The organism is Nonomuraea sp. NPDC052265, from assembly GCF_044547985.1.
Lineage (GTDB): Bacteria > Actinomycetota > Actinomycetes > Streptosporangiales > Streptosporangiaceae > Nonomuraea.
The window spans coordinates 194173-202991 of the sequence record NZ_JBIUBJ010000017.1; the positions used below are offsets into that span (position 1 = coordinate 194173).

7 protein-coding genes are annotated in these 8819 nt (G+C 74.5%); 4 read left to right on the forward strand and 3 right to left on the reverse strand.

The annotated features are described in order from the left end of the window. Nucleotides 1-50: 50 nt before the first annotated feature. Nucleotides 51-1151, forward strand: a complete 1101-nt coding sequence (locus tag ACIHAD_RS36915) for a serine hydrolase domain-containing protein (RefSeq protein WP_397359356.1) — start codon at nucleotides 51-53, stop codon at nucleotides 1149-1151. Between the two features lie 37 nt (nucleotides 1152-1188). Here the strand turns inward: ACIHAD_RS36915 and ACIHAD_RS36920 are convergent, their stop codons facing one another. Then, the gene (locus ACIHAD_RS36920) at nucleotides 1189-1374 is read right to left on the reverse strand and encodes a hypothetical protein (RefSeq protein ID WP_397359357.1); all 186 of its coding nucleotides are present in this window, start codon (nucleotides 1372-1374) and stop codon (nucleotides 1189-1191) included. Between the two features lie 196 nt (nucleotides 1375-1570). On the opposite strand from ACIHAD_RS36920, the gene ACIHAD_RS36925 reads away from it, so the two are divergent. The 3 genes from ACIHAD_RS36925 (at nucleotide 1571) to ACIHAD_RS36935 (ending at nucleotide 4348) form a co-directional block, all read left to right on the forward strand. Continuing rightward, nucleotides 1571-2530, forward strand: a complete 960-nt coding sequence (locus tag ACIHAD_RS36925) for an NAD(P)H-dependent flavin oxidoreductase (protein WP_397359358.1) — start codon at nucleotides 1571-1573, stop codon at nucleotides 2528-2530. A 33-nt stretch (nucleotides 2531-2563) separates the two neighbouring features. Beyond that, on the forward strand, nucleotides 2564-3439 hold the full coding sequence (locus ACIHAD_RS36930; protein ID WP_397359359.1) for a hypothetical protein: 876 nt from the start codon (nucleotides 2564-2566) through the stop codon (nucleotides 3437-3439). 93 nt (nucleotides 3440-3532) lie between these two features. Then, the gene (locus ACIHAD_RS36935) at nucleotides 3533-4348 is read left to right on the forward strand and encodes an SAM-dependent methyltransferase (RefSeq protein WP_397359360.1); all 816 of its coding nucleotides are present in this window, start codon (nucleotides 3533-3535) and stop codon (nucleotides 4346-4348) included. Here ACIHAD_RS36935 and ACIHAD_RS36940 read toward each other — a convergent pair. Continuing rightward, nucleotides 4342-5499 (reverse strand): FAD-dependent monooxygenase, encoded by a 1158-nt coding sequence (locus ACIHAD_RS36940; protein ID WP_397359361.1) that lies wholly within the window; start codon nucleotides 5497-5499, stop codon nucleotides 4342-4344. The two genes, ACIHAD_RS36935 and ACIHAD_RS36940, sit on opposite strands and share 7 nt — an antisense overlap. A 112-nt stretch (nucleotides 5500-5611) precedes the next feature. Continuing rightward, on the reverse strand, nucleotides 5612-8698 hold the full coding sequence (locus ACIHAD_RS36945; RefSeq protein ID WP_397359362.1) for a BTAD domain-containing putative transcriptional regulator: 3087 nt from the start codon (nucleotides 8696-8698) through the stop codon (nucleotides 5612-5614). Nucleotides 8699-8819: the final 121 nt, after the last annotated feature.

Consider the following 8819-nt stretch of genomic DNA (forward strand, 5'->3'; position numbering starts at 1 on the left):
TCTGAGTACTGTACCGTCCAGTTTCCTAAGCCGACAGGAGTGACGATCTCATGACCGATCTTCAGCAGCAGGTGCAGCAGACCGCCGACAAGCTGATCGAGTCGGGCGCCGAGCGCGGCCTGCAGGTGGCCGTCTACCGGGACGGCAGGCAGATCGTGGACGTGGTGGCGGGCGTGGCCGACCCCGAGACCGGCCGGCCGGTCACCTCCGACACCCCGTTCTACAACTTCTCCATCGGCAAGGGCGCGACCTCGACCGTCGCCCACATGCTGGCCGAGCGCGGCCTGTACGACTACGACACCCCCGTCGCCGACCTGTGGCCAGGGTTCGCCGGGAACGGCAAGGAGGGCGTGACCGTCCGCCACGTGCTGAGCCACACGGCCGGCGTGCCCGGCGTGCCGCTCGACACGACCCCCGAGGACGTCTGCGACTGGGACAGGATGGTCGCCGCCCTGGAGAACGCCGAGCTGTGGTGGCAGCCCGGCACGAAGATGGGCTACCACGCCTACACCTTCGGCTTCCTCGTCGGCGAGATCGTCCGCAGGACCACCGGCAAGCGCATCTCCCAGGTGCTGCTGGAGGAGGTCTCCGGCCCGCTGGGCGTGGCCCGCGAGCTCTACTTCGGGATGCCGCCGGAGGAGCAGCACCGCCTGGCCCGGCTGGAGGACGAGCCGATGGACCCGTCGGCGTTCGGGGACATGCCGGCCGACCTGCCGATGTTCAGGGCCGGGCCGATGGAGCTGATGCCGAACGCCGCCCTCGGCAGCAGGCCCGACTACCTGACCGCCGACATCCCGGCCGGCGGCAAGACCTCGGCCAGGGCCGTCGCGCGCATGTACGCCGCCCTGCTGGGCGAGGTGGACGGCGTCCGGCTGATCTCGCCGGAGCGGCTGCGCGAGGCGACCGCGGTGGCCTACAGCGGCCCGGACGAGGTCTTCGGCATGCCCTCGACGTGGGGTCTGGGGTTCACCATCGGGCTTCCCGGCGGTTCGCCGCAGGAGAGCGCGACGGCGTTCGGCATCGGCGGGGCGGGCGGCAGCTACGCGTGGGCCGACACCGCGACCGGCACCGCCGTCGCCCTCACCAAGAACCGCCTCACCAACGACTTCAGCGCCGTCGGCGAGCTGGCCGCCCTGGTGGCCAGGTCCTGACCGTCGCCGTGCGCGGCGGCGCTCCCGGGGGCGGGCGTCAGCCGTCGCGGCACAGGGGCCGGCCGCCGACCACGCAGGCGATGCCGTCGAGGTCGCAGCTCAGCAGGGTGCCGTCCATGCCGAGCACGAGCACGAGGTCGCGCCTCGACCGGTGGGCCAGCATGATCCGGCCGACGACACCGTTGTCCAGGACCACGGTCGGGCGGGTTGCAGTGCTGTCCATGGGCTGGCGACTCCTCTCGGGTTCACAACAGGCCACGCGCCGGACCCGTCCCCACCAGGATGCACAGCCTCCGCCTCCGGCGCATCGGTCATCCGGCTCTACTTTCGTACGGATCCTGCGTTGTCCCCCTCCCGCCATGCCTCCGGGAGGCGTGGTGCGAGACTGGCAGCGGCAGGCGACGAGGAAGGGGACCGGCGTGCGGACGTGGTTGACCGAGCGGTTCGGACTGACGGTGCCCCTGGTGGGGGCGCCCATGGCCGGGGTGGGGGCGGGCCGGCTGGCCGCCGCCGTCTCCGCGGCCGGCGCGCTCGGCGTGATCGGGGTCTCCTCCGCCGCGCCCGCCTCCTGGATCGAGGCCGAGGCAGCCGTCGCCGCCGAGAGCGGGCGGCCGTACGGGATCGGGCTCATGGCCTGGGCGCTGCCCGGCAACCCGGCCCAGTTCGAGGCCGTGCTCGCGGCCCGGCCCCGGCTCGTCTCCGTGAGCTTCGGGCCGTACCGGCGGTACGTGGAGGAGCTGCGGCAGGCCGGCATCGCGGTCGTCACCCAGGCGGGCACCACCGACGAGGCCCGCGCCGCCGAGCAGGCCGGCGTGGACGCGGTCGTCGCGCGCGGGGCCGAGGCGGGCGGGCACGGGCGCGCCGACGTGGGCACGCTGCCGCTGCTCCAGAGCGTCCTGGACGCCGTCCGGATCCCGGTGCTGGCGGCGGGCGGCATCGCCACCGCCCGCGGGCTGGCCGCCGTGCTGGCGGCGGGGGCCGAGGGGGCGTGGGCCGGCACGGCGTTCATGGGCTGCGCGGAGACGACCCTGTCCGGGACGGCGGCGGCCCGCGTGCTGGCCGCGGCCGAGACCGACACCGCCTACGGCCGCGTCTTCGACGTGGCACAGCGTCTGGACTGGCCGGTCGAGTACGGCGGCCGGGCCCTGCGCAACGCCTTCTTCGACCGCTGGGCCGGCCGCGAGGCGGAGCTGGCGGCCGACGAGGAGGCCGCGGCGCGGATCGCCGCCGCCCGCCGCGACGGCGACTTCGACACCGCCTGCATCTACGCCGGCCAGGCCGTCGGGATGGTGCGCGAGGAGCGCACGGCCGCCGACGTGGTGGCCGGTTTCGCCGAGGCGGACGCGCTGCTGCGCCGCTTCGCGACGCCCGATGGATGACGCCGGTCCTGGCCTGATGCATCCTCTTGTGCCATGACAAATCAGACGTTGCCCGCTGCGCACTCCGAGACCGCGGTACCGGAGACCGCGTCCGTCAGGGGCAGCGTGCTGGAGGTGATGGAGAAGATCGGCACGGTCGTCGTGCCGATCGCCGTCGCCGTGTACGCCCTGCTCTACCTGGGCTTCGAGAGCGTCTACGACACCTTCGGCATCACCCCTGAGCAGGCCGGGCTCACCCAGGCCGGTATCTTCGGCCATCTGGTGGCGACGCTGGTGCTGCTCTTCCTGACCCTGCTGCCGCTGCTCGGCCTGGTCGTGGGCGCCTGGTGGCTGCTCGACCGGATCACCCGCGGCGCCGCCGGACGGGCCCTCGACCGGGGACGGGAGCAGCCGTGGCTGGCCGCCGGGGTGGGCGCGGCGCTGTCGGGCGTCGCGTACTGGGGGATGCTCGGCATCCTGGACATCACCGGCACGCCGGTGCTGATCACGGTCGTGGTGGTCGGGCTGTTCTGCCTGCTGGTGCCGTACCGGCTGCTGCGGGCGCGGCCCACGGGCCGGGCCGCGATGCGCGTGCTGACGGGCGCGCTGGTGGGGGTGGGCCTGGGGTTCGTGCTCGTCGGCTGGATGACGCGGGGGGCCGAGGCGGTGCACGACCGCGGCGAGGCCAACCTCGTGCTCCAGCTCACCGGGTTCTCCAACCAGTGGGCCGAGGTCCGCGACGACGGCGGCAGGCTCCTGTCGAAGGGGGAACGCTGGCTGGTGCTCGGCCAGGACTCCGGCGCGTACGTGTTCTACGACTGCGCCACGGCCGGCACGATCCGCCGTCCGATCGACGCGACGGTCCTGAGCAGGATCGAGCTGGACCCCGAGCTCGACGACCCCCGCTCCTGCGGCTACGCGGCGAAGTAGAACGTGTTCCGGTATATCGGAACTTCCCGGCCGGCCCAGAAGTTACCGAGTAGTATGGCCGTTGAACATTGGTAGGCGAGGGAATGAGCCGCCATGTCTGAGCTAGAACGTGTTCCGTCCGGAGTTGACCCCAACGTCCCGAGCTCCGCCCGGGTGTACGACTATCTGCTCGGCGGCAAGGACAACGTCGCCGTCGATCGCGCGGTGGCCGAGAGGCTGCTGGCCGTCGCGCCCGACGCCCGCGCCGTCGCCAGGGCCAACCGCCGCTTCCAGATCGAGGCCGTGCGCCACGTGGCCCGGCAGGGCGTGCGCCAGTTCATCGATCTCGGCACCGGCATCCCGACCTCGCCCAGCATCCACGAGACCGTCCGCGAGGTGAGCCCGGCCTGCCGGGTGATCTACGTGGACCACGACCCGATGGTGCGCCTGCACGCCCAGGTGATGCTCGCCGACCAGCCAGGCGTCGCCGGCATCCAGGCCGACCTGCGCAGACCGGCCGACGTCCTGGCCGACCCGCACGTGACCGGCCTGATCGACTTCGACCAGCCGGTGTGCGTGCTGATGGTCGGCGTGCTGCACTTCGTCATGGACGACGAGGACCCGTCCGGCATCGTGGCCGCCTTCAGGAAGCCCATGGCGCCCGGCAGCCATCTGGTGCTCTCCCACGCGATGGCCGAGAGCTCTCCCGAGGCCATCGCCCAGCTCCACCTGGCCACGGCCGGCTCGCCCGCCCAGGGCGCGTTCCGCAGCCACGGCGAGGTGCTGCGGCTGTTCGACGGGTTCGAGCTGATCGGGCCCGGCCTGGTGCCCGTCCAGGACTGGCGGCTCGCGGACGACCACCTCCCGCTGCTGGACGGCGCCCCCCGGCTCCGGCTCGACGCGGGCGTGGGCCGGGTGCCCGTTCAGTAGTCCTTCAGCGCGATGTTGGTGGCGAACATGTCGGTCACCTTCATCATCAGGCCGAGCAGGAAGCCGAACTTGAAGGTCCAGTTCCGCATGCGGATCCCGGCGGGGGTGCCCGGAGCCAGGAAGGTGCCCGCGTTGTTGCCGCTCCTCGTGACCTTGGAGTAGCGGCGCATCTGGCCCTCGTACTCGGCGAAGGCCGCGCGGTGGTCGCCGCCCGCCGCCGCCAGCTCCCCGGCCAGCACGTACGCGCCCACCAGCGCCAGCCCGGTGCCGAACCCGCCCAGCGTGTTGCCGTACGCCGCGTCGCCCAGCAGCACCACCCGGCCGCTCGCGTACCGGTCGATGCTCACCCTGCTGATCGAGTCGAGGTAGACGTCCTTGGCGCCGCGGACCGCGTCGAGGACCTGCGGGGTGCGCCAGCCCATCCCGGCATAGGCCCGCGCCAGGATCGCCTTCTGCTGCTCGACGTCGTAGCGGTCGTAGTCGAGCCGCTCGGAGGCGAAGACGAAGAACGCCGTCGCCTTCGGGCCGCCGACCGCGACCATCCTGCCGGGCTCGTTGTACATCTGGCTGTCGGGGCCGAAGTCGGCGTCCAGCTCAACCAGCGCGTAGTAGTGGCCGAGGAAGTCCACGTAGTCGGCCTCGGGGCCGAAGGCGAGCCTGCGGACGTTGGAGTGGATGCCGTCCGCGCCCACGACCAGGTCGAACGTGCGGGGGGCCGAGCGTTCGAAGGTGACGTGCACGCCGCTGGGGGTCTCGGTGAGCGAGGTGATCGAGTCGCCGAAGACGTACTCGCAGGTGGAGGCGGTGCGCTCGTACAGCAGGTTGGCCAGGTCGCCGCGGCGGATCTCGATGTCGCCGCCGGTGAACTCGCCGGGCATGACCGCGAGCGTGCGGCCGGAGGCGTCCACCATGTGCTGGTCGGTGCCGCCGGTCTGGAGACGGCGCACGTCGTCCAGGATGCCCATGCGGGTCAGGACGGTGTGGTGGGTCTCGCCCTTGAAGTCCACGGCCTGGCCGCCCTCGCGCAGGGCCGGCGCCCTCTCGACGACGGTGACGTTGCAGCCGTGGCGGGCGAGCCGGAGGGCGAGCGCGGGGCCGCCGATGCTGGCGCCGGAGACGAGGACGTTGGTGTTCTTCAGGTTGTCTCTCATGTCGGCAAGCGTCGCCGGGAGCGCTGACAACCCGGCGACGACCGGCTGACAGCCGCCGTCCCGGCCCGCGCGGACTGTCAGGGAAGGGCCGCATTCCCCGCCGGACCCCCCGTCAGGGCAGGGTCGTGGACAGGGCCTCCTGCCTGGTCATGGCGGCGCCGCGGGCGTACAGGGCGGCGAAGCGCTCCGGGCCGAGCACGGCCGTGGCGGCGGCGGCCGTGGCGGCCACGTCGGGGTCGCCGGTCACCGCCATGCCGCGCAGCGCCACCCCGACGCCGAGCAGCAGCGCGGCCCGTTCCGGCGCGTCGAGCAGGGCGGCCTCGGCCAGGCCCTCGGCGGCGTCGGCGAGGTCGCTGCCGATCGCCGAGCGCCGGGCGGCGGCCACCGCCTCCCGGTGCCGGGCCACGGCCTCGCCCGCCTCGCCCGCGGCCTGTGCCAGCCGGCCCAGCGCCGTGGACACCTGCGACCAGGTGCCTCCGGCCGCCGGGGCGCCCTGACCGGCGGCGGCCTGCGCGTCCCGCAGCCGCTCGGCGGCCTCGCCGAGGTCCCCCTCGATCCTGGCCAGGTCGCCCAGCCCCACGTGCACGGTCACGGTCAGCTCCGGACGGCCCACCTCGCGGGCCAGGTCGCGGGCCCGCAGGTAGTCGGCCCTGGCCGCCGCCGGGCCGTCCGCGCGCAGCCGGGCGCGGGCCCGCCGGCACAGCACGTCGACCAGCTCGTCCAGCGCCCCGAGCTCGTCGAGCAGGCCGACCGCCTCCTCCCACAGCTCCATGGCCCGTGCCCACTCGCCGCGCCAGCCCGCGATCAGCGCCAGCCAGTCGAGCCCCTGCGCCTTGCCCCAGCGCTCGCCCAGCCCGGCGAACGCCGCCAGGACGGGCTCCAGCTCCCGTTCGGCCGCCACGACGTCGCCGTTCAGCAGGGTGAGCAGCGCCTCGCTGAGCCGGCCGAGCGCCAGGCTCCACGGGTCGCCGCCGAGCCCACGCCGCCGCGGCCCGTCCGCGCCGGGCTCGGGCGGGCCCGCGGCCATGCCCCACATCGCGGCGGCGAACCGGTGCCGCATCGGCCGGCCGGTCTCCGACATGATCGCGCGGGCCCGCGCCCAGTGCGGTGACCCGGCGCCGGGGACGGCGTGCAGGACGGCGAGCACGTACTCGTCGGCCAGGTCCGCGGGCGGCTCGTGGCCGATCGCGTCGAGCAGCCGCCCGGCCGGCTGGACGGCCCGGCCGCGGCGCCCGCTCAGCCACCAGTACATGGCCAGGGCGGCGACCAGCCGCAGCGCGAGCGGCGGGTCGTGCTCGACGCTCCAGCGCAGCGCGGCCCGCAGGTCGGCGTCGTCGGCCCCGAGAACGGCCAGCCATTCGAGCTGCTCGGCCCGGTAGAGATGGGGTTCGGCGCGCTGGGCGTGCTCCAGGTGCCAGGCGGCGTGCGCGGCGCGCATCCGCTCCTCCTCGCCGGCCTCGGCCAGCCGCTCGGCGCAGAACAGCCGGATGGTGTCCAGCATGCGGTAGCGGCCACCTGCGGTCTCGACGAGCGACTTGTCCACCAGGTCGGCCAGGAGCACGGCGCTGTCCTCGCCGCACACCCGCTCGACCGCCTCCAGCCGGGCGCCGCCGGAGAACACCGAGAACCGCCGGGCCAGCACCTGCTCCTCGGCGTCCAGCAGGTCCCAGCTCCACTCGACGACGGCGTGCAGCGTCCGGTGCCGGGCGGCGGCCGTCCGGTCGCCGCGCGAGAGCAGCCGGAACCGGCCGTGCTCGGCCAGCCGCGCGGCGATCTCCTCCACGGAGAACGTGCGCACCCGCGCCGCGGCCAGCTCGATGGCCAGCGGCAGGCCGTCCAGCGCCGCGCAGATGCTCTGTGTCGCGTCGAGGTCCAGCTCCAGCCCCGGCCGTACGGCGGCGGCGCGGTCGGCGAACAGCCTGACCGCCGGGTAGGCGAGCGCGTCCCCGGCCGGGGTGCCCGGTGGCGGGGTGCCGAGCGGCGGGAGCGGGACCAGGTGCTCGCCGGTGATGCCAAGCGGCTCCCTGCTGGTCGCCAGGACGCGCACGCCGGGGCAGCCGGACAGCAGGCGGCGGGCCAGCGTGGCGGCCTCGGCGACGACGTGCTCGCAGTTGTCCAGGATGAGCAGCAGGTCCTGCTCGGCCAAGGCGGCGACCAGGCGTTCCGCGGGGTCGGCCAGGCCGGGGACGGTCGGGCTGAGCGCCGACTCGCGCAGTCCGAGCGCGTTCAGCACCAGCAGCGGAACCTGCCCCTCGCCGCCCGCGGGCGACAGGTCCGCGAAGCACGCCTGCGTCCCCTTGTCGCGGGTGGCGGCCTCGACGGCGAGGCGGGTCTTGCCGGTGCCGCCGGGGCCGGTGATCGTGACCAGGCGCTCCCCGCGCAGCGCGGCCAGGCGCGCCAGCTCCTCCTCCCGGCCCACGAACGTGGTGAGCTGGGGCGGCGGCGCCGACCGCGTGGGGTGGGCACGCCGCTGCTCGCCGCGCAGGATCGCCAGGTGCAGCGCCGCCAGCTCGGGCGACGGGTCGGCCCCCAGCTCGTCGGCGAGCAGCCGCCGCGCCTCGTCGTAGACGGCCAGCGCCTCGGCCTGCCGTCCGGCCGCGTGCAGGGCGCGCATCAGCAGCGCGCGCGGGCGCTCCCGCAGCGGGTGGGCGGCGACCAGCTCGCGCAGCCCCGCCGCGGGCTCGGCCTCGGGCAGGTGGAGGTCGGCCTCGTACAGGTCCTCCCGGGCCGCGAGGCGCAGCTCCTCCAGCCGGTCGGCCTGCCCCGGCGCGTACGCGGCCTCGCGCACGTCCGCGAGCGCCGGGCCGCGCCACAGATCCAGGCTCTCCCTGAGCGTGGCCGCCGCCGCCGTGTGCCGGCCCGCCGCGAGCAGCCGCCGGCCCTCGCGGGCCAGCCGCTCGAAGCGGTGGGCGTCGACGTCCTCGGGCGGGACCGCCAGCCGGTAACCGGCGCCGTGGAACTCGATCAGGTCGGCGGGCAGGTTGCGCCGCAGCCGGGAGATCTGCGCCTGTACGGCGTTGGCCGCGCCCGCCGGTGGGCTCTCGCCGTACTGGGCGTCGATGAGCCGGTCGACGCCGACCGTGCGGCTGGCCTCCAGCAGCAGCAGGGCGAGCAGGGCACGCGGTCGCGGACCGCCCACGGCGATCGGGTCGCCGCCGGCCGATCGCACCTCCACGGGGCCCAGAATGCCGAACTGCACGTGCCCGATTGTCCAGCATCGCGTGCACTACCCGCACGTGGACGGGTGTGACCAGCGGTAACAGAAATGTCGGTATGCCTACCGATGAACATACGTATTTTCGAGCAGTCAACAAGCGCTT

Excerpts from the sequence above, each read along its gene's own strand:
- ACIHAD_RS36915 (WP_397359356.1), top strand. The coding sequence starts at position 51 with ATGACCGATCTTCAGCAGCAGGTGCAGCAGACCGCCGACAAGCTGATC.
- ACIHAD_RS36920 (WP_397359357.1), bottom strand. The coding sequence starts at position 1,374 with ATGGACAGCACTGCAACCCGCCCGACCGTGGTCCTGGACAACGGTGTC.
- ACIHAD_RS36930 (WP_397359359.1), top strand. The coding sequence starts at position 2,564 with ATGACAAATCAGACGTTGCCCGCTGCGCACTCCGAGACCGCGGTACCG.
- ACIHAD_RS36935 (WP_397359360.1), top strand. The coding sequence starts at position 3,533 with ATGTCTGAGCTAGAACGTGTTCCGTCCGGAGTTGACCCCAACGTCCCG.
- ACIHAD_RS36940 (WP_397359361.1), bottom strand. The coding sequence starts at position 5,499 with ATGAGAGACAACCTGAAGAACACCAACGTCCTCGTCTCCGGCGCCAGC.